Origin of the sequence: Halorussus salinus (genome assembly GCF_004765815.2) — an archaeon.
Taxonomy (GTDB): domain Archaea; phylum Halobacteriota; class Halobacteria; order Halobacteriales; family Haladaptataceae; genus Halorussus; species Halorussus salinus.
The window spans coordinates 346,526-366,426 of the sequence record NZ_SBIS02000008.1 but is presented as its reverse complement, the minus strand read 5'-3'; the positions used below and the strand labels follow the sequence as shown (position 1 = coordinate 366,426).

At 65.9% G+C, this 19,901-nt stretch carries 15 protein-coding genes; 8 read left to right on the top strand and 7 right to left on the bottom strand.

Translation table 11 applies throughout. From position 1 onward, the window contains the following. Positions 1-4 precede the first annotated feature (4 nt). The 4 genes from EPL00_RS18730 to EPL00_RS18715 form a co-directional block, all read right to left on the bottom strand. A complete protein-coding gene (locus tag EPL00_RS18730; protein WP_135854031.1) occupies positions 5-235 on the bottom strand; it encodes a hypothetical protein in 231 nt (76 codons plus the stop codon). Between the two features lie 20 nt (positions 236-255). Continuing rightward, positions 256-4,647, bottom strand: coding sequence for an Eco57I restriction-modification methylase domain-containing protein (locus EPL00_RS18725; RefSeq protein WP_135854032.1), 4,392 nt, complete (start codon positions 4,645-4,647; stop codon positions 256-258). A 389-nt stretch (positions 4,648-5,036) separates the two neighbouring features. After that, on the bottom strand, positions 5,037-5,318 hold the full coding sequence (locus tag EPL00_RS18720; RefSeq protein WP_135854033.1) for a hypothetical protein: 282 nt from the start codon (positions 5,316-5,318) through the stop codon (positions 5,037-5,039). A gap of 84 nt (positions 5,319-5,402) precedes the next feature. Continuing rightward, positions 5,403-6,122: a DICT sensory domain-containing protein gene (locus EPL00_RS18715; RefSeq protein ID WP_135854034.1), complete on the bottom strand. Its 720-nt coding sequence runs from the start codon at positions 6,120-6,122 to the stop codon at positions 5,403-5,405. A gap of 136 nt (positions 6,123-6,258) precedes the next feature. Between EPL00_RS18715 and hemH the strand changes: the two genes are divergently transcribed. From hemH to EPL00_RS18695, 4 genes are all read left to right on the top strand, one after another. Next, the gene (gene hemH / locus EPL00_RS18710) at positions 6,259-7,323 is read left to right on the top strand and encodes a ferrochelatase (protein ID WP_135854035.1); all 1,065 of its coding nucleotides are present in this window, start codon (positions 6,259-6,261) and stop codon (positions 7,321-7,323) included. Beyond that, entirely contained in the window at positions 7,320-8,705 is a 1,386-nt protein-coding gene (gene hemG / locus EPL00_RS18705) for a protoporphyrinogen oxidase (protein ID WP_135854036.1), read from the top strand. Before hemH ends, hemG begins: the two co-directional genes overlap by 4 nt. A gap of 77 nt (positions 8,706-8,782) precedes the next feature. Next, positions 8,783-9,904 (top strand): hypothetical protein, encoded by a 1,122-nt coding sequence (locus tag EPL00_RS18700; RefSeq protein ID WP_135854037.1) that lies wholly within the window; start codon positions 8,783-8,785, stop codon positions 9,902-9,904. A 139-nt stretch (positions 9,905-10,043) separates the two neighbouring features. Beyond that, positions 10,044-11,297, top strand: coding sequence for an outer membrane protein assembly factor BamB family protein (locus EPL00_RS18695; RefSeq protein WP_162224269.1), 1,254 nt, complete (start codon positions 10,044-10,046; stop codon positions 11,295-11,297). 61 nt (positions 11,298-11,358) lie between these two features. On the opposite strand, the gene hemE is transcribed toward EPL00_RS18695, so the two are convergent. Next, on the bottom strand, positions 11,359-12,369 hold the full coding sequence (gene hemE / locus EPL00_RS18690) for a uroporphyrinogen decarboxylase (protein ID WP_135854039.1): 1,011 nt from the start codon (positions 12,367-12,369) through the stop codon (positions 11,359-11,361). A 441-nt stretch (positions 12,370-12,810) separates the two neighbouring features. Here hemE and EPL00_RS18685 point away from each other — a divergent pair, with 441 nt between their 5' ends. Next, a complete protein-coding gene (locus EPL00_RS18685; RefSeq protein WP_135854040.1) occupies positions 12,811-14,307 on the top strand; it encodes a glycosyltransferase in 1,497 nt (498 codons plus the stop codon). 36 nt (positions 14,308-14,343) lie between these two features. On the opposite strand, the gene EPL00_RS18680 is transcribed toward EPL00_RS18685, so the two are convergent. Together EPL00_RS18680 and EPL00_RS18675 are read right to left on the bottom strand one after the other, a co-directional pair. Beyond that, entirely contained in the window at positions 14,344-15,543 is a 1,200-nt protein-coding gene (locus EPL00_RS18680) for an AI-2E family transporter (RefSeq protein WP_135854041.1), read from the bottom strand. 31 nt (positions 15,544-15,574) lie between these two features. Then, positions 15,575-16,387 carry a mycofactocin-coupled SDR family oxidoreductase gene (locus tag EPL00_RS18675; protein WP_135854042.1) on the bottom strand — a complete coding sequence of 271 codons (813 nt, stop codon included), beginning with the start codon at positions 16,385-16,387 and terminating at the stop codon, positions 15,575-15,577. Positions 16,388-16,656: 269 nt separating this feature from the next. On the opposite strand from EPL00_RS18675, the gene EPL00_RS18670 reads away from it, so the two are divergent. From EPL00_RS18670 to EPL00_RS18660, 3 genes are read left to right on the top strand one after another with little or no spacing between them, the layout of a single operon-like run. After that, a complete protein-coding gene (locus tag EPL00_RS18670; protein ID WP_135854043.1) occupies positions 16,657-18,342 on the top strand; it encodes a methyl-accepting chemotaxis protein in 1,686 nt (561 codons plus the stop codon). Then, positions 18,335-19,069, top strand: coding sequence for a G protein-coupled receptor family protein (locus EPL00_RS18665; RefSeq protein ID WP_135854044.1), 735 nt, complete (start codon positions 18,335-18,337; stop codon positions 19,067-19,069). Before EPL00_RS18670 ends, EPL00_RS18665 begins: the two co-directional genes overlap by 8 nt. A 39-nt stretch (positions 19,070-19,108) precedes the next feature. Continuing rightward, the gene (locus tag EPL00_RS18660; RefSeq protein WP_135854045.1) at positions 19,109-19,627 is read left to right on the top strand and encodes a hypothetical protein; all 519 of its coding nucleotides are present in this window, start codon (positions 19,109-19,111) and stop codon (positions 19,625-19,627) included. Positions 19,628-19,901: the final 274 nt, after the last annotated feature.

Genomic DNA, 19,901 nt, shown 5'->3' with positions numbered 1-19,901 from the left:
CGGGCTACGACCGACTTCTCTCCGGATGCCGCAACAGCGCGACCAGATACGCGACCAGTCCGACGACGAAGCCGCGCCACGCGCCCACGTCGAACCTGACCGCGAAGTACACCGCGACGCACGTCGCCACGAGGTGGACGCCGAGGAGTTCGAGGTCGAGCGCGAGCAGTTCGCGGCCGAGCGACGAGAGCGCGTCGGGGACGGTGAGCGAGTCGTCGGGCGTTCGTCGGGTCACACCGACCGTCGAGAGCTACGTCAGGTAAGCGTTTCTATCTCGTCGACTCCGTACAGCCGGTACGCGAGTCGGTCGATGGCCTCCTCCAGCGCGGCGATTCTGTCGTCCAGTTTTGCGGCCCGCGCCCGGACCTCCCGGTAGCGCGCCGTCTCGTCGGCGACGCGCTCGGGGTCGGGCAGGGTTAGCGCGCGCAGTCGGTCTAGCAAGGAGTTGGTCTTCGTCGCGCACTCGCGGAACCCCGCGAACCCCTCGGCGCGCTCGGCGGCGGCCGGGACGAACGCCTCCAAGAGCGTGCGCTCGGTCTCGGTCGCGTCCGGCACCCGCAGTGCGGTCACGGGGTCGGTCTCGACGTAGCCCCAGCGGTCGGTCTCGCGGTCGGGGTGGTCTCGCCGCTCGGGGTCGGTGCGCTCGGTGCGCTCGCCGTCGCCGGGCTTGTAGCGCGCGGTCGCGGCGAGCGCGAGGGTACCGCGCTCGTCCTCGCGGACGCGGACCTCGCCGATTCGGAGTCCATCGCGGTCGGTCGTCGTCTCCGCGAGAATCGAGTCGCCGACGCCCTCGGCCGGGACCGAGACCTCGCCGAGGGTCGGTCCTCCGGCCTCGTCAGCCCCCGCGCCCGTCCCGAGGTAGTCCAACACGTCGCAGTTCAGCGCGGCACGCTCGTCGCGGGCCTCGCGGACGCGCTCGGTCAGCGTCGCCATCGCGGACTCGGGGTCCGACTCGGCGGCCGCCGTGGCGTCTTCCAGCGCGTCTTCGACCTCGCAGGCCGCCAAGACTTCCGCCACGTCGTCGCCATCGACCGGGGCCTCGGCGGGGTCGGGGACCGGTATCTCCTCGGCGAACATCGGCTTGAACCGGAGGTAGTCGCCGCTGACGTGGGTGCCGCCGTACAGTTGTCGGTAGTAGGTCGCCACGAACGACGAGTTGAAGACGCCGAGGAGGTAGCGCAGGTCGAGGTCCGACTCTTCGCGCGACTGGACGCTGTAGAGGGTGTTGAGCGCGTAGAACTCGTCGTCGTCGTAGACCGCGACCGGTCGGTCGCTGATGTCCCGGACGAGCAACTTCTCGCCCTCGAAATGGCCGGGACTCCGGAGGTCGGCGTACTCGCCGTCGCCGACCAGCGACTCGTCGTACCGGAGTCGCGTCCCGTCCCAGTCGAGGCGGTACCGGCCGACCGACTTCCCGTCCACGACTCTCGGCCGGTCGGTCTCGTCGTCGGACCCGCGAGCGCCCTCTCCGCTTCCGTCGGCTTCGCCATCGACCAGCAGTTTCTCGCGGACGTTCCCGGTGTGGACGCCCTCGGTCATCGTCACGTGGTCGCCGAGTCGGTCGCAGTCGGCCAGCACGTCGGCCGCCAACTCGGCGAACTCCGGAGCCGCGTCGAGGGGTATCACCTGGCCGCCGAGTCGGTCCACGAGCGACCGGGGGACCGCGGTGGCGTCGGCGGCCGCGAGGTCGCGGTCCGCGTCGGGGTGGCGGATTCGGACGGTCTCCTCGCAGTCGTCGCCGTCCGTCCCGGACGGCGACTCGCCGGTCCGCGACGACGAGCCGCCAGCCTTCGGGGCGGGCGACTCGCCGTAGGTGACGACGACGGGGTAGATATCGGCGTCCGGGAACACGTCGAGGTTCGAGGCGTCCAGAATCTCCCGGAGTCCGTCGTCGTCCAAGAGTCGGTCCCGGAGCGCCCGGCCGTAGTCGGTCGTCGTCCACTTGTTCGGGACGACCAGCGAGACCCGGCGGCCGAGGTCCCCGGCGAGTTCCGCGAATGGAACGTAGAGGTCGTAGGCTCCTCGCGCGGTGTCGAACTCCTCGCGGTAGTACTCCTTGCGGTCGTCGGGGAGGTTCCGGCTCCGGACGTAGGGCGGGTTGCCGACCACCGCGTCGAACCCGGCCTCGCGCTCGGCCAGCGGCGACCCCTCGGCGTCGTAGAACACCTCGGGGAACGCGAGTTTCCAGTGGAGGAAGTCGCGCTCGTCGGCGACTCGCTGTGCCGCCGCGAACCACGACTGCGCTTCGAGGGCGGCCCAGTCGTCGGCGTCGTCCAACGCCCGACCCATGCGCTCGTAGGCGTCGTCGGGGACTCGCACGCCGAACCGCTCGGCGGCGTGGACGTTCGCCATCGCGGTGAGTCGCCGCCGCAGGTCGTCGCGTCGAATCTCGGCGTAGCGCCGTTCCATCTCCTTCACGTCCGCGAGGCTCTCGTTCTCGATGGCCAGAAACTCCCGGTAGGCCGCCATCAGGTCGCCGATTGCGTCGGCTCGGGTCGCGCCGAACGCCGCGAGGCTGGCGTTCGGGCCGGTGTCACGGGCCATCTCCTCGACCTCGGCCACGTCGGTCCCGGCCAGCGAGTCGCCCCGCACGAGGTGGTGGTCCAAGAACGCCAGCGGTTGTTCGGCCGCGAGCGTCCGGAGCCACAGCGACACCTTCGCCAACTCCACGGCCATCCCGTTCTCGTCCGCGCCGTAGATGCACTGCTGGGCGACCTGCCTGCGCGCCCAGTGAACGTCCGGCGGATCGCCGACCTTCTCGTCTCTCGCCGCATCGCCGTCTCTCGCCGCATCGCCGTTCCTCGCCGTATCGCCGTTCCTCGCCGTATCGTCGCGTTCGGTCGCACGCTCGACGCACTCCTGATGGGCCTCCACGACCGCTCTGGCGAGGTACTCGACGGTCTTGACGAGGAAGTGGCCGCTTCCCATCGCGGGGTCCAGCACCGACAGGTCGAACACGCGCTCGGCGAACCGGTCGGGGTAGTCGGGGTCCGCGGGGTCCAAGTCGGCGCGAATCTCGTCCAGTAGCGGTTCGAGCGTGCGCTCGACGACGTACTCCACGACGAACTCCGGCGTGTAGTACGACCCCGTGGCCTTGCGCTTGCCCGCGTCCGTCGAGAGATAGACCTCGCCCTCCTCGACGCGCTCGATTGTCCCGTCTGCCGGGGCCTCCTCGGCGGGGACCCACACCTGCTCGCCCTCGTCTCGGACCGCCGCGAGCGGTCGGTCCGCGATTTCGAGGTCGTACTCCAGCAGACCCTCGTAGATGCTCCCGAGGTGGCGCACGTCGAGCGACGAGTAGTCCACGAACACCCGGCCGTCGCCGCGCGCGCTCTCCCGTCGGGTGAGCAGTTCCAGCACTCGCGCGAGGTAGGTGTCCCCGACCGCGTGCGAATCGAGGAGGGCCGTCGCCTCACCCGACTCCGGGTCGGAGTCGAACAGGCCGCCGTTGTACGCCGGGACGTAGAGGTCTTCGCGGGGGATGCCTTGGGACTCGCTCCCGCGGTCCACGAGCGCGAACAGCTTCTCCAGTCGGTCCCAGAGGGTCGTCTGCCACGACCGATAGATGGGGTCCGGACTGTCGAGTTCGTCGGCGACGCGGCGCTTGAGCGCGTTGAGGCTGTATCGCTTGCGGTAGACCTCGTTGTCGGTGTCGAGCAGGTCCCGGCCGTCGCTCTCGGCGTAGAGGACGAAGATGAGCCGATAGAGGTAGGTCAGCGACGCCTCGTACACCGTGTCGAGGTCGTCGTCGGTCACGTCGTCGCTCCCCTCAACGAACCCCTGCGCGAGGAGGGCCAGCGCGTCGTAGACGTTCTCCCGGAGGTCTTCGCTCAACTCCTCGGCGAAGAGGTTGCTCTCGCGGTGGACGCGCTCGACGAACGGGCGGTTCGCGGCGAGGCGACCCGCGGCCGTCGCCCCGGCGCTCGCGTCGCTCGCCCGCCCGCCGGTTCCGTCTCCGGCGGTCGCGCTCCGGCCGCCCCCGCCAGTCCCGCTCTGTCCGCCGCCTCCGCCGACGAACGCCTCCCGGCGGAAGAACAGGTAGAAGTACTTGAACGCCTCCCGGTCGCCGGTCTCCAGCAGGGTCGGCAGGTCGATTTCGTAGTACGAATCGAGGCGGTGGCTGGTCGGCCCGTAGTAGAGTCGCCACTTCCGGCCGTTCGTGAGGATGCCCCGGTTCAGCCCCGTCGCGTCGAGGTAGACGTGAATCTGATAGCTCGGGTTGGTGAAATCGCGGTCCGTGCCGCCGTCGAGCGACTGGTCCCACCGCTTGGCGTCGGCGACCGCGAGCGCGTTCGCGTGGAACGACCGGCCGTCCCGGCGGCGCTCGAAGGCGTCGGCTCTGGCGCGCTCGCTTCCGAACAGGGTGTAGTCCGGCCGGAGGCGCTCGCCATCGACGGACTCCTCGACCGCGGTCGTCAGTCCCAGCGTCTCGAAGACGGGGTCGAGCAGGTTCTCGCGGAGTTGGCGCTCGTTGTAGTCGTCCACGAGGTCGGACTCGCGCCGATAGCGGTCCCGAATCTCGTCGTATGCCGCCCGGACCTCGGCTTCGTCGGCCGCGGTCCAGTCGTCGGTCTCCGGGAGGTGTTCGTCGAGATAGTAGTTCGAGAACAGGTCCCGATTCGTTCGATAATCCAGTGTAGCTTGCATAGTTTCTTCTTTTTGACTCCGGAAATTAACCTAGCTCTGAGCTAACTAACTAAAATGTCTTGTCATTCGACCCGACCGACGGCGGACCGACTTAAAAAGAACGTGTCTAAACACTTCGGTGCCCGGTCGATTGTGGCGTCTCGCGGTCGTCGAAGGCAGTTTAGCCGACGACTGGCCGTCGAATTTTTCGCGATTCGACGTAACTTTCAGGTCCCCTTCCGATACGTAGCGCCGGTCTCCGTGTCGGTACGTCGCTCCGTTCCTGCTCTTCGAGCGTACCGGGTTCGATTCGAAGACACATATAGATTGCTTCGAACCGTAAAAATATTTCTATAGATTCTCTCTCTCTGTGGAACACAAACACAGAACTCGTTAAACGACGACGGTCGCTACCGGTTGCGGTCCTCGAACAATCGCGAGACGCGGACCGTCGGGAGCGACCCGAGGAGTCGGTCGATGGTCTCGTCGTCGGGTCGCGTCACCCGGCGGTCGCCCGACCGTCCGGCGCGACCGCCCGACGGCGGTCGCGCCGCCTCTCGGTCCTCGTGACGCGCGCCGTCGGTTACGTCGGTCTCCTCGCGCGGTCGGGCGAGCGGGTCGCGGGAGTGAGCGCCGCCCTCGCGTCGGTCCGGCACCTCGGTCGGTCGCCGCGACTGGTCGTCGGTGGACATATCCCGACGTAGACGCGCCACGCCCTTGAAACCCGATTCCGACCGGTACGTTCCCCTCCCGGCGAATCAGAACACTCCCGAGAGCTACCGAGCGGTCCCGTACTCGTCGCGCAGGTAGCCCAACACGTCGCCGGTGAGCGCCGAATCGTAAGTCCAGAACCCCTCGAACTCGTCGTCGTCCTCCTCGGCCGCGACGAGCGCGCAGTCGCCGTTTTCCGGCGCGTCGAACGCCACGAACCACGCCTCGCGTATCTCGTCGGTCTCCTCGGCGTGGACGGTCAGCCAGTCGGTCTCCGGCGGTCGCCAGTCGGGCACGCCGTAGACGTGAACGTCCACGCCGCGGTCGGCGATGCGATTGTAGAGGTCCCACTGGTCGCACAACAGCGACAGTCGCTGGAACCCCGAGTGGAGTTCGCCCTCGCGGGTGCGATACGCCCGCTCCTCGATTTCGCGGGAGGCCAAAATCATCCGCTGTTTCCCGTACGCCGTGAACGTGGTGTCGTTGACGTGCTTGAGTACGTCCGGCACTCGGGTCTCCTCGAAGTCGGTCGCGTCGAGGAGGCCCGCCTCGAACGTGACCGCTCGCCGGAGCGTTTCGAGGTCGGCCGCCGCGAGGAACTCGTCGCCGTCCTGTAACACCACGAAGTCGTCGGGTCCCTCGGGGAGCGCGGTCTCCTCGACTGCGACGTTCTGTACCTCGAAGTGACGTTCGAGTTCCGAGACGGCCCGCCCGTCGCTGGGGTCGTACACCCGCAGGGTTCGCTCGGTTCCGGTTACCTCCTCGATAATCGCCGAGAGTGTCATTCGATGGTCTACACAGTAGCTTAGACCGAGGGGTATTAAAAGTGATACGTCCGTGAGCCGATTGATAATCGCGCCGAATCGCGACGCCTTCTCCGCAAGCGACAGCTATTACATTGCACTGTCCTAAGACCCGATTATGACCACAGGAGTCGTCTTGCTCAACTTCGGTGAGCCTGCGGAACCGACCCGCGAGAACGTCGTCGCCTACCTCGAACGCATCTTCCTCAACAACGCCTCGCTGGAGGAGGCCGACACCGAAGAAGAGAAGCGCGAGCGCGCCCGCCAACTCGCCGAACGCCGCGCGCCCGGTCTCATCGAGGAGTACGAGGAGATCGGCGGCTCCCCGCTCGACCCGCAGGCGAAGGCCCAAGCCGACGCGCTGGCCGACGAACTCCTCGACCGGGGCTACGACGTGGAGACGTACCTCGGGATGCAGTTCACCGAGCCGTTCATCGCCGACGCCGTGGAAGCGGCCCACGACGACGGCGTGGACCAACTCGTCGCCCTGCCCATCTACCCGCTCTGCGGTGCCTCCACGACCATCGCGGCCAACGAGGAGCTTCGGAACGCGGCCGACGACCTCGACTGGGACGTGCCCGTCGCCGAGATTACGGGCTGGCACCGCCACCCCCAGTACAACGCGATTCGGGCCGACAACGTCCGACGCTTCGCCGACGCCCACGGGGTGGACCTCCACGACGAAGGCACCGAACTCGTCTACTCCGCCCACGGCACGCCGCGCCACTACCTGAACGAGGGGAGCCGCTACGACACCTACGTCGAGGAGTTCTGCGAAGTCGTCGGGCGGAAACTCGGCGTCGAGGACTACTCGCTGGGCTACCAGAACCACGAGAACCGCGACATCCCGTGGACCGAACCCGAGGTCGAGGAGGTCGTGGAAGAACTCGGCGAGGACGACTCCGTGGAGCGCATCGTGGTCGAACCCATCAGCTTCATGCACGAGCAGAGCGAGACCCTCTCGGAACTGGACGACGAACTCCGCGAGGAGGCCGAAGCGGTCGGCCTCGACTTCTACCGCGTGCCGGTCCCGCACGACGACGACCGATTCCGGTCCGTGCTGGGCGACCTCGTGGAACCGTTCGTCGGCGAGTTCGACCCCGGCTACTACCAGTACCGCCAGTGTCAGTGTTCGGACTCGCCCGACGCGATGTGCCTGAACGCCCCCGTCGAACGGATATGACGACCGGCGAGAACGGAACCGACGGCGACGACGCGTCGGTCGCCGAACCGTTGGAAACCTCAGTCGGAATCGTCGGCGCTGGCATCACCGGCCTGACGCTGGCCCACTACCTCGCCGACCGCGGCGTCGAGTTTACCGTCTTCGAGGCCGCGGCCGAACCCGGCGGCGTGATTCGGAGCGACCGCATCGACGGCCACGTCGTGGAGTGGGGGCCACAGCGGGTCCGGCGCACCGAGCGCATCGACGCGCTGATTCGGGACCTCGACCTCGAATCGGCGGTCCGCACCGCGGACCCCGACCTCCCCATCTGCGTCTACGCCGACGGCGCGATTCGACCAGCGCCGTTCTCCCCGACCGAGTTCGGCGAGACCGACCTGCTGTCGGCGGAGGCCAAGCGGCAGGTCCTCGCGGAGCCGTTCACCGACCCCGCCGACCCCGAGGAGTCCGCCGCCGAACTGTTCACCCGTAAGTTCGGCGAGGAGACCTACCGGAACTTGCTCGGTCCCCTCTTCGGCGGCATCTACGGCTCGGACCCCGCGGAGATGCCGGTTGCCCACGCGCTCGCTGGCTTCGTGAAACTCGAACAGCGATACGGCAGTCTGCTGAAGGCCGCCATCCACCGGACCGCGGGCGGGCGCGACACGCCCCCGGCCATCTCGTTCGACGCCGGTCTCCAACGACTTCCGGAAGCGCTTGCCGAGGCCCACGCCGGGAACGTCCGCTTCGAGACGCCCGTGACGGCGATTCGAGAGGGAGAGACCGGTGACGAGGACGGCAACGAGGGCGACGGCGAGGAGCCCCCGACCTACGAACTGGACACGCCCGACGGGACCGACGAGTTCGACCGCATCGTCCTCACGACGCCCGCGGACCTCACGGCCGACCTCGTGAGCGACCTCGCACCGGACGCGGCGGACGCGCTCCGCGAACTGAACTACAATCCGCTGGCGATGGTCTACCTCGAAACCGACCTCGACGCGGCGGGCGTCGAGCCAGCACTCGGCTATCAGGTCGGCTTCGACGCCGACCTCCGGACGCTGGGCGTCTCGTGGAACGCGAGCATGTTCGACCGCGGCGTCGTCACGGCGTTCCTCGGCGGGATGCACGACCCCGAGATTCTGGACGAGAGCGACGAGACGATGGGCGAGATTGCGGCCGAGGAGTTCGAGCAGGTCACCGGCGCGCGAGCCGAGGTCGTGGACGTGGCTCACCACCGCCGGGGGTTCCCGGCCTACGACTCCTCGTGGGACGCAATCGAGCGCGTCGAGTTGCCCGAAGGCGTCCGACTGGCGACCAACTACACCGCCCGGATGGGCGTCCCGAGTCGGCTTCGAGAAGCCGAACTCCTCGCGGATAGTATAAATAATAAAAATATAAATTAGTTCAAATAATATCGTGGGGGGATGACCCCAACCGAAAGAAAATAGTTGGAAAAAGTTGTCCTTTTCACAGATGAAGAATGACAGATGACCAATCAAATGGTGGAAATGGCTCTACTCAATTACTGGATAAACTCTTAGACTCCCTATTGGATAATGAAACCTCTGAGCAAGAGCCACGAGAACATGAAATACTAAAGAGCGATCAACGGCTAGGAAGACATTTAGAAACATCAATTATTTCTTACCGACAGGAGCTGAGGCGATATGAGGTTCTACTTGACAATAACCAAGATAATTCTTCTAAAGAAAAAGCAAAAAATGCTATAGAAACGGCAAGGCGCTTTCTTCGATGGGCAGATGCTGCACTGGAATCCGGTGATTATTTGTCTTCGCTTAGATATTTCTATAAGTCAACAGAAGAAAAAGTATACATATTTAAATATCTAGATGAGAAAATAATAGAAGATCATTCAAAATTAGAGTCGTTTGCCAAGCAAGTTCCACAAATTGCAGCTGCATATTATGATAAGGACGAGGTTAAAGAACTAACTGAAAGTTTATTCAACTCTGGAGAGCTTAAAGACGATATTTCGCCCGAGGAACTTAGGTCAAAATATCAACGAGCTTACGAACCGGTTGTTCATGAGCTAGAAGCAATTACAACAATTAAATCTCTTCTCTCAATCTTTATAATATTACTTACTTTATTTATATCTTCGTTTTTTCTACTTATTTTAGCTGCTCCTCAACGATTTAATGATTTAAGTTGTATAATTGGAACGAGTGGTTTAGAGAACTGCCCACCAAACCTAAATTATTCGCCTCTATTAAATAATAATATATTTTTCGTTTTAGTATTCTTATTTGGGCTATTAGGATCGGTCGTAAATAATATACGCACATGGTCAAATCAAGTTTTCGAAATCAGCCCTGATTTTGGTTCTCCACAATTGAGTATAGCTTTCCGTCTTGTAACAGCTAGAATTCTTGTCGGAGGCGTCGCAGCTATGTTCTTTTATATTGTGATTATGTCCGGAATTTTGTCTACCCGGTTTATGACTACTGGATTTATACTTGCGGTTGCATTTGTTGCTGGTTTTTCTGACCGGCTCCTTGTGGCAGGAGTTAACGAAGTTCTACAATTGATAGCAACAACAAAGAAAAAAGATTCAGATGACTCGATACCACCGGAGAGTTAATGATTTATATTATATTAGTCAATATTTTTTATACGATTTCACTCAATGGCTTTCTACATGTGTTTTCCATAGTCCCTTGATGCCTTTTCCTGTTGGCGAACCGAAGGCTCTTTCCCGCAGTTCCGTCTCACGCCGAACGATGCCCTCCGACTGCTCTCGCCGCCGCCTCCTCGCCTCGGGTGTCGGCGTCGTCGCGCTCGGCGGTGCCAGCATGCTCGTCGGTATCGGTTCCATCGAGACGGGGCGGCCCTCGTTCGGCACGTGGCCCCGCGACCGCTACGACCTCCGGAATCGCGCCGCGAATCGCCACGCCGACCCGCCGACCGACCCCGCGGTCGCGTGGCGCGCCCGCCCGGTCGAAAAACCCGAGTGCGTCGTCGTCGGTCCCGAGCGCGTCTACGTCGGCGGCGAAATCCACGCTGGCGGGAAGGGCGTCGCGGCGCTCGACCCCGAGGAGGGCCGCGTCGAGTGGACCGCGAGCGTCGGCGGCGAGACGTTGGCCCTCCACCGCGACACGCTCTACGCCGGGGCGCGCTGGGGTAACTCGACCGATCTCACCGCACTCGATGCCGCGACCGGCGAGCGACGCTGGCGCTCCTCGGTCGGCGACGTACACGGCGTCGCCGTCGCCGACGGGACTGTGTTCGCTGGCGGAAACCCCGACTCCGCCGCGCTAGACGCCGACTCGGGTCGGGTACGCTGGACCGGTGACGGCGGCCCTCAAGCCCATCCTGCAATCGCCGACGGGTCGCTGTTTGTGACGGATACGTACGACCTCCATCGGTACAGTCCCAGACGAGTCAGCAACGTACTCACCGGCAGTTCGCCGCCGACGGACTGGCGGGCCGAGATTTCGGGGTTCACGCGTTCCCCGGTCGTCGCCGAGGGCCGCGTCCTCGTCGGGTCGGAAAGCTACTCACAAGCGCCCGAGGAGGGCGCGCTCTCGTCGTTCCGCGCCGACGCGGGCGAACGCCAGTGGAGCGCGGTCGATGTCACGGACGACGAGGCTCCCGTCGCGGTCGGGTCGCCCGCAGTCCGTGGCAGGCAGTGTTTCTCGTCACTTCGCCGCGGTCAGGACAGCGAGCGATACCACGCCGTCGTCGCCCACTCCCTTTCCGACGGGACCGAACGCTGGCGCGTCGAGACTGGCGACTGGGTCACTGCCGTCGCAGTCGGCGGCGAGACGGTCCTCGTGGGCACGTCCGCCGACCCCGACACGCCGGGCGAGGCACGGAATCGACTCCTCGGGTTCGCGCTCGATGGGCGCGAGCGGTGGTCGTTCGACGCCGGGGGCGCGGTCCGAGGAGTCGCGTCGGTCGGCCGGACCGTGTTCGTCGCGACGGAAAACGTCTCCGAGAGCGGTCGCAACGGCGCGCTGTACGCGCTCCGGTAACGGTCGTCCGCTGGTGACTGGCGGTGTCGTCAGTCTTCTGCTCCTACGACTCCCCGTGCCCCTACCACTCCCAGTTCTTCGCCGTCTCCACGAACGCCTTCGCGTTCTCGACGGGCGTCTCCCGGTCGATGCCGTGGCCGAGATTGAGGATGTGGCCCTCCGGCCCGGCCTTCTCGATGACGCGCTCGGTCTGCTCGCGGACGAACTCGTCGTCGCCCAGCAGATAGCTCGGGTCGAGGTTGCCCTGTACCGGCATCTCGCCCAACTGGTCGCGGGCCTCGGCCATGTCCATCGTCCAGTCGAGGCTCACTACGTCCGCGCCCGAGTTCGCCAGCAGGTCGAGCTTTCCGCCGGGATTCCGGGCGAAGACGATGCCCGGCACGTCGCAGGCCTCGAAGATGCGCTGGTGGAGCGGTTGGACGAACTCCCGGTAGTCGTCGGGCGTCAGCAGTCCGGCGTAGGTGTCGAACAGTTGAATCACGTCCGCGCCCGCCTCGACCTGATACTCGACGTACTCGACCACTACATCGGCGAAGCGTTCGAGCAGGCTCCGGAACGCTTCGGGGTACTCGACGCGGAAGCGCCGGATGGGCTTCTGTTTCTTGCCCGCTGGCTGGCCAGCGACGGCGTAGGCCGCGAGGGTGAAGGGACCGCCAGCGAAGCCGATTATGGAGGTCCGGTCGCCGACGCTCTCTTGGAGGCGTTCGAGGAGTGCCCCCACGTAATCTAGCTCCTCGCGCACGTCGGTGTGGTCCTCCGGCACTTCGGAGGGCCGGGTCACGGGGTTCTCGATGACCGGGCCGGTCCCGCTCTCGATGTGGTAGTCCAGTCCGAGCGGTTCCAGCACCGTCAGGATGTCCGAGAACATAACGAGACCGTCCGGCTCGAAGATGTCCCACGGAAGAAGGGTGATTCGCTCTGCGACTTCGGGCGTCGAGATGGCCTCCTTGAACGTGTAGTCCTCCCGAATCTCGCGGTACTCGGGGATGTAGCGTCCCGCCTGTCGCATCAGCCAGACCGGCGGTCGCTCGGTTCGCTCTCCTCGGGCGGCGCGGACCAGTAGGTCGCTCATTGGCTCGGGCTTGGCGCTCCGGTGGCTAAGGGTTTCGGAATCAGGTCCGCGACGGGCTACCGTCCCGGACTCCGAAGTCGGGACTCGTATCGCGGTGGTACCATCTCGCAGTATCATCCGATGAACTTCTCCACCCGGCGCGCGCTGGCGCGCCCTCCGTGGCGCGCCAACTCGTGCGAGGGACGAGCAACGCAGCGGAGCGAGTAGCACAGGCGGTTGGGGAGGCGCGAGGCTCGCGGTAGCTGTGCGGTGACTCCTTGGAGTCGGCAGTAGCCCGCTTCTCTCTCCCTTCGAACGCCTGCTCACACTCGAATCTTGAAAGTCTTCTCGCACTCGAATCTTGAATGTCCTCTCGCCCCCGACTGCAACTCCGACGCACCGGCCGAGATTTACAAACCGCTGGCTCCCGTCTTCCCCGTCCGCGGACCCGACTGCTCCACCATGCGCGTCCTCGTCATCCCGGAACTCTATCGCCCCGACGACCCGAGCGCCAACGGCACGCTGTCCGACGCGGTGACGTGGGTCCGGGGGTGGCTCGACCGCGACTCCTCGATGCACGTCTACTGGCTGGTCCCGCCGAGCGTGCCCGACGACGCAATCGCGGCCGACCGCCAGCGCGTCACCGCGATTCGAGCCGAGCCGTTCGGTCCCGACGGGGACTCCTCGGCCGACGATGCGGCCGCCACCGACGCGGCCGACCTCTTCACCGAGGGCGGCTACAGTTGGGCCGAACTCGCCGCCGTCGAGCGGGAAATCTACGACCGAGGAGCCTACCTCGACGCCGTCATCGACCAGCGCCGGACCGGCCGGTTCGACCTGCGCAAGTGGCTGTGTCGCCAGACCGACCGCTGGGCGGCCGACGTGGCTCCGTTCGCGGTCATCGCCAACGTCCACGACCTGCAGGTGCCGTTCAAGTACCGCTACTGCGACCACCGCGACGCGTTCCAGAGCCGGATGGAGATGGCCAGTAGCGTCTTCACCGACGGCATCTGGTTCAAAGCGGGCGTGGACGCCGACCGACTCCGCGAGTACGCGACCGAGGTCCTGCGACCCGAAGTCGTCGATGCCGCGCTCGAAGATGCAATCGAGACTGGCAGTCCCATCGACTCCTCGGCGTTCTCCGAGTCCTACGCCGACGAACCGCGACTGCTCCACCTCGCGGGGTCGCTCTGGGAGAAGAAGCACGCCGACAGGCTACTGGCGGTCGGCGAGCGCCTCAACGACGAGTTCGGCGTCGAGACCCTGCTGACCAGCATGGAGCCGATTCCCGACGCCTACGCCGACCTGCCGTGGGTCGAGGCGTACCCCGAGGCCGACCGCGAGACCTACGACGAGGCCCTCGCTCGCGGCGACCTCGCGGTCTGTGCCAGCGAGTACGAGACGCTGGCCCGGACGCCCTTCGAGCAGGCCGCCAGCGGGCAGGTCCTCGTGGTGCGCGACGAGCCGTGGATTTACGACTGCGTGCCCGACGAGTACCGGTTCGCTGGCGACGCGGACGATTTGGGGGACCTCGCGGTCGAAGCGGTCGAGAACTGGACCGAAGCGGTCGAGGAGAACCGCCGACTCGTCGCCCATGTCGAGGAGGTCCGGGACCCCGAAGCCTCCTCGCGTCGGACTCACGACGACCTCCGTGCGCGCGTCGAACGGAAACGCGACCGGTACGACCTCGACGCCGCGGACGCGCCCGTTCGCTCCGCGCTTGACGCGCTGTCGGGCGACACACCGTCGGGGGACGCGCCCGCCGACGAGTCCGCGAGCGAGCGCCCTCGTACCGTGGACTTGGACGCGCTCCGCGCGCGCACCGCCGAGTTCACCGACGCGGGGAACCCGGCGACAGAGCGCCGAGACTACGCGCTGGCGGACCTCGTGTACGCGCTCCGGTCGCTCGGGTACCGGGACGCCGGGAATCCGGGGACGCCAGTGTTCGTCCTGCCGTAGCGTCGGAGAGAGAAGTTCGTCCGCGTCGGCGAGACGCTACGACGACGCCGACGAGGCACCCTCCGACGAGTCGTCGGTGTCCTCGTCGTCCTCGTCGCCCAAGTCACCGAGGTCGCGCTCGCCGAGCGAGGGCGCGGCGTCTACGTCCGGCGTCAACTCGTCGGCGTGGATGAGGTCGGTCACGACGATGCGGACCGCCTGAATCACTAGCACGAAGAAGAGGGGAAGCAGGAAGAACCCGTACCACCCGAACAGCATCGGCCCGAGGAGGTACGCGAACATCATGATGCCCATGTGAATCTCGTTGCCCGAGATGTAGGGCTGGAGGAACGTCTGGGGCAGGATGTCGAGGACGAGAAACGACACCACCAGCAGACCGACGGGGTATATCATCGACGCGCTCCCGCTCCCGGCCGCGACCCACGCGAGGTAGCCGACCACCGGCACGTAGACGATTTTCCCGACCACGAGCGGGACGAGGCTGGCGACCCCTGTCAGCAGCGCGAGCAGGATGGCGAAGGGGATGGTCAGTGCGGGCGGCGCGATGAAGTTGAATCCGTAGTAGACGACCGCCGCCAGAATCGCCATCGTGGCCACGAACAGCACGTTCCCGAAGAAGACCGTCTCCAGTTCGTCGTCCACCGCGTAGGCGTAGGCGTGGGCCGCCGACCCCGGCGAGGCCACCTCGTCGCGGAACCACGCCGCGATGCGGTCGTCGTCCCGCAGGAGGAAGAACGCCAACCCGAAGGATAGCGACAGGAGGACGAGCGTTCCGAACACCGCACCGAGCGCGGTCGTCGCGGCGGTCGCCACCTGTCTGATTCGGTCGGTACCCAGCGACCCCACTCTCGACGGGTTCTCCACGAGCGTCTGGACGAGGCTCTGCTGGTTCGTCGTGAGTTGGTCCACGTTTAGCAACGGAGCGAGTAGGCCGCTTCCCGGCATTCCCGACAGCGTTGCCGCGTCGCGCAGTCCCGCCAAGAGGACGTAGCCCACGACGAGAAGTATCGGCGTCACGATGCCCGCCAGCGTCAGGCCCGCGGCCAGACCGTCGTTGTCCACGTGACTGCTCACGCGGTCGCAGACGGGCCGCGAGGCGTAGTAGAGGAACACGCCCAGCACGAACATCCCGACGAACGAGTAGCCGACGTAGACGACGCCGACCGCCAGCACCAGCAGGTAGAGCCACCACGCGATTCGATTCCGGTCGTAGTCGATGAATTCGTTCCAGTTCACGGATGATGCCTCCCTGTCGGGTCGGAGTCGGTCAAATCGCGGTCGCCCCCGCGGCCACGGGTAAGGCGATGCCGGTGACGAACCGGGCGTCGTCGCTCGACAGCCACATGAACGCCGCGCTCACGTCTTCGGGTTGGACGATTTCGCCCAGCACGTTGTCCGGGCCGGACTGCTCGGCGACTTCGGCCATCTCCTCGCCGATGGACTCGACGATGCCGCCGGTCATCGCGGTATCGACCGCCGTGGGGCAGACCGCGTTGACCGTCACGTCGTACCGGGCCAACTCCATCGCCAGCGTCTTCGTCAGGCCCAAGACGCCGTGTTTCGCGGCGGTGTAGTGGCCCAACCCCGGCGAGGCGACCATCCCGGCGGTCGAGGAGGTGTTGACGATGCGCCCGCCTTCGCCGCGCTCTACCATGTGCTGGCCGACGTGTTTCGCGCAGAGCCACATCCCCTTGAGGTTCACGTCGAGGGCGTGGTCCCACGTCTCCTCGTCCAACTCCATCAGCCCCGAGACCGGCGCGACTCCGGCGTTGTTCGCCAGAATGTCGATGCGACCGAACTCCGCGAGGGCCGTCTCGACGCCCGCCTCGACCTCGGCCTCGTCGGCCACGTCCATCTGGACGCCGAGGGCCGACTGGCCGCGCTCTTCGACCGCGCGCACGGTCTCGTCCAGTTCGGTCTCGTCGCCCAACTCGTAGGTCGATTCGTCGGCGGTCTCGCAGATGTCGGCACACACCACGTCGGCCCCGTTCTCGGCGTAGTGGACGGCGTGCGAGCGCCCCTGTCCCCGCGCCGCTCCCGTGACGAACGCTACCCGTCCGTCGAAGTCGTACTCCGCCATAGTCTCCTGCAGATGCACGATAGCGACGGGTAAAACGCTGTTCGCCGTCGGCCGCCGGTCGGGACGCTCTCGGTCCCTTCGTCGTCCACGCACCAGTTCCGCGCAAACTGTTTGTTACCCACACTATAATTAAGGCAAATTAATATTACTGGACTGGAACTAGCTCGGCATCCGCCAGAAAACGCGTTTTCAGGGGCTTGAAACCGATGTTATATCGCGTGATAAGTCGTCCGTGGATTATAAATACAATTGTCAAAAAGCGACTGTCGATGGAGCTACGGTCGCCACTTCGGTGGGTCTTACGAAAGTACAGTCGTCGAATCGGGGCTACGCTCGGCGTCACGCTCGCGGTGACTATCGCCTTCGGCGTCCTCTTTGCGATGGACGCGGCACGGACTGGGGGTAACGCCGTCCAAGCAGTCGCCGGAACGCTGTTCGTCGTCGCGCTTCACGTCGGACTCCTCGGCATCGTCCTCGGCGGTAGCGTCGGGGTGGAACTCCGGGACCTGACCGACGCCGCCGAGGCCATCGAGGAGGGGAACCTCGACGTGGCACCGGAGAGCGAGCGGGCCGACGAGTTCGGACGGCTCGCGTCGTCGTTCGACACCATGCGGCGGTCGCTCGACGAGGCGTTCGAGGAGTCGGAGGCCGCCAGAGCCGAGGCCCAGAACGAGCGCGAACGCGCGGAGTCGGCTCGCACGGAGGCCGAACGCGCCAAGCGCCGGGCCGAGGAGCGAAACGAACTGCTCCTCGACCGCGCCGCGGAGATCGGCGACGCGATGTCGGCGGCGGCGGACGGCGACTTCACGACCGAACTGAACACGGACGGCGAAATCGAGGCGATAGACCGAATCGGCGGCGCGTACGACGAGATGGCGGTGTCGCTCTCGGCCACCATCGAGGAGATTCTCGACTTCGCCGCCGAGGTCGAACGCGCCAGCAACGCCGTCGCGGACGACGCCGCCGCGGTCGAGAAGTCCCACGAGGCGCTCGCGGACGACATCCGCGAACTCGCGGACGCCATCACCGACCAGACCGACCAGCTCGCGAACGTCGCCGAGGAGGCCAACGACCTCTCGGCCACCATCGAGGAGGTCGCCTCGACGACCGACCAAGTGGCGACGGACGCGGCCGCCGCGGCCGAGGTCGGCGAGACGGGCGCGGAACGCGCGACCGAGGCCATCGAGGCCATCGAGCAGATCGAGGAGGCCGTCGCGGGGCTCGCCGAGTTGGTGGACGAACTCGACGACCGCATGGACGAGGTGGGTTCGACGACTGGTCTCATCGACGACATCGCCGAACAGACCAACATGCTCGCGCTGAACGCCAACATCGAGGCCGCCCACGCGGACGCCGACGGCGACGGGTTCGCCGTCGTCGCGGACGAGGTGAAGGCCCTCGCGACCGAGACGCAGAACGCAATAGACGAGATCGACGCGATAATCGAGGGGGCTCGCGCCGACGTGACCGACGTGACCGACGAGATGGCCGTCACGAGGTCCCGAATCGACACGAGCGTCGAGACGGTGACCGGTACCGGCGAGACGCTTCAGGACCTGACCACGACGGTCGGCGAGGTGGACGACGCCATGTCGGAGATCAGTCGCGCGACCGACGACGGCGCGGCCGCGACCGAGGAGGTCGCCGCGACCGTCGAGACGGTCCGCGAGGCCGCGACGAACGTCGCCGACCGGTCTCACGAACTCGCGCGGACGGCCGACGAGACCGTCGAGACGATGGGCGACGTGCGCGAGCGCGCCGACGCGCTCGCCGACCGCACCGAGGACCTGCGTTCGATGCTGACCGCGTTCGAGACGCGCGACGACGCGACGGGCGACGGGACCGCCCGCCTCGACCGGGACGAGGAACCGACGCGCCTCGACCGGGACGACGGTACCAGCGCCGGGCCTCCTCGGACCGCTCCCGGCGGCGTCGGGGGTGGTGACGATGATTAGCGTCTCGGCGCTGCACTCGATTTCGGGCGGCGTGTACGTCCTGACGTTCGTCGTGTTGCTCCTGCGGACTCGGAGCGTGCCGGACCGGCTCCGGCGATACTGCCACCTCCTGTTGCTCGTGGTCGGTCTCGGCGGGGCGACCAGCTTCCTCGCGGCCGCGGGACTCGGCGGGGTCGCGGTCGGCGGGCAGACGGTCCTCCTCCCGACCTTCGTCAACGATGTCGTCGCCTACTCGGTGCTGTGGTTCGTCACCGCGATGCTGGCGGGGGTCTCGCGTCGGATGCTCGCCGTCGTCACGGCGCTCCCGTTCGTGCAGGTCGTGGCGTTCCAGTTCGGCACTCCGATGGGCGGGCTGATAGCTCTCGTCTCGACGGTGGTCGTCATCGGCGGCCATCTCGTCGTCGCGTACCTGTTCGTGGGTCCCGTCTGGCGGACCGCGCAGGCGCTCCCCGACGAGCGGCGACTGCTCCACTGGAAGTCGCGCAACCTCCTGTTGTTCCTCATCGGGATGCTCATCGCCTTCGCCTTCCTCTCGCTGACGGGGCTGTTCACGACGTTCGGCGGGAACGTCCTCAACCAGTACATCGCCCTGTTGATTCGAGTCGGCTTCGCTGGCTTCCTGTTCGCCAACATCGACGCGCTCGATGCTACGGACGGTCGGGACGAGACCGGCGACGACCACTCGCCCGCGGAGTTCGGTCGGTCCGCGCCGTCCGGCGCGGACTGACGCCGCCGTGCCTAAGCCGCTCGGATGCCTCCTCGCTTCATGGTCAACGCCTTCTGGCTGGACCGGGATTTGGACCGGACGGCGCGGTGGCTCGCGGACCCGCACGTCCTCTCGTCGGTGTTCGAGAACGCGATGGTCCTGACGACGGCGGTCCAACTGAACGGCTACCCGGAATCTGACGACCTTTACTACACTCACGCCGACCACCCGCTCACGCGGTGGGCCGCCGCGCACCGCGACAACTGGGACCTCCTCTACGCCTACACCGCGGCGGCTCACGACGAGTGGCGCTACCGGTGGGACCACCCGCCCGAGGAGACCCACGGCAGTTGGGCGACGGTCGAATCGCTGGACGAGTCGCTTCTGGCCGACCTCGACTGGCCGGGCGAGCCGAGCGACCCGCCGCAGGTGACCGGCGAGTGGACCGCCGACGACTACGTGGAGGCCTACCGGCGCTACTACGCCAACGAGAAGCGCGACGTGTTCGAGTGGTCGGGCGGCCGGTCCGCGCCGCCGTGGCTGGACGACTACCGACGGGACTCCGAGAACGATATGTAATCTTCAGACATACCTTCGTAATCTCGTAACGTCTCTATAGAATTTCGATGGAATTGTAGAGTTGTCTTTGCCTCGATGGCGTCACCCGTGACCGGACGGCGGCCCCGTCGCCTGCGAACCGCGTCCGCATCGTGAACCATCGCCGACGCCTATCGGACCGCGACAGCGCCGCCGACCGCGACAGCGCCGCACCGCGGACCGCGCCCCGTACCTCCCCGCCGCGCCGCCGCTCGCTTCGCTCGCTCGGGCGCGGCGCGTCCCGTGGCGGTCTGCG